This window comes from Chryseobacterium sp. RR2-3-20 (assembly GCF_017808115.1).
GTDB classification, from domain to species: domain Bacteria; phylum Bacteroidota; class Bacteroidia; order Flavobacteriales; family Weeksellaceae; genus Chryseobacterium; species Chryseobacterium oryzae.
In genome coordinates this window covers 1-953 of the sequence record NZ_JADQBD010000165.1, presented here as the reverse complement: position 1 = coordinate 953, position 953 = coordinate 1, and the positions used below count along the sequence as shown (strand labels likewise).

Genomic DNA, 953 nt, shown 5'->3' with positions numbered 1-953 from the left:
CGAGTTAAATCCAAGTCGCCGAACTAAAAATACTGCGCACAACATGGGTTTGGCAAAAGCGGGGTTGAGAGTTATCATTTAGAAGATTTCAGCACTTTTCGCCGCAAAAAACCATTTCGTTTTTTTATTTTTTTGTAATTTTGAAAAAACGAAAATGGTTTTTGCTCGGTTCGGGATTAGTTGGAATTTCCGTCTTTCTTATCCCCGCCTTCGCCAAGCCCTTTCCCGTTAGGCGACATTTTACACAAATCAAAGTAAATTAATGGAAAAAAAGATAAAATTACTCTTAGGAATTTTAAGTTTATTATTCTTATTTGCATGTCCTGCTTCTCATTTTCATGACTACTCATATGTTGGAAATAATGAAAAGGAAATATTAAATGGAGAGCAATTGAATGATAGAATTTTATCTCATTTTCAAAACGCTAAATGTGGATTTTTATATAGATTTATCGACAATAAAGAACGTTTATTGATAGTAAAAATTGATTCAATAAATGAAAAAATAAAGTCTGTTGAATCAAGGAAATTAGGAACTCTTCAAAAGGTTGACAAGACAGAATTAGAAAAAGAAAATATTAATAATTCAAAAGTTTATATAAAAATAATTGAGTCAAAGAATGAAAATAAAATTCTAAAAAATCTAAAAAATGATACCATAATAATTGAACTTGAAAATGGTTTGAAATATTATTATGAGAAAAAATAAAAACGTCGCCTAACATTGTATTGGCAAAATGCGGGGGTAAGTGCAAAATTGAAAAAGCATTCGCTACGTTCAGTCTAAATTGAACTTTCGTTCAAATTAAGCCCGCACTTCGCCAATACTTTTTCCGTTAGCTGTAATTTTGGAGAATCTATCGCACCAAAATAGGTTGACCTTTTTTTAAGCACCTTTAATACACATTGGACTTAACAAATGATCAACCCGGCCGAAGAAAGAACGGCAAAGA

At 31.2% G+C, this 953-nt stretch carries 1 protein-coding gene; it reads left to right on the top strand.

Features of this window, described 5'->3' with window-relative positions:
- Positions 1–262 precede the first annotated feature (262 nt).
- A complete protein-coding gene (locus IV513_RS15515) occupies positions 263–709 on the top strand; it encodes a hypothetical protein (protein WP_209391454.1) in 447 nt (148 codons plus the stop codon).
- Positions 710–953 lie beyond the last annotated feature (244 nt).

Bases quoted from the DNA above. Each gene is read 5' to 3' on its own strand.
- IV513_RS15515 (WP_209391454.1), top strand. From the start codon at position 263: ATGGAAAAAAAGATAAAATTACTCTTAGGAATTTTAAGTTTATTATTC.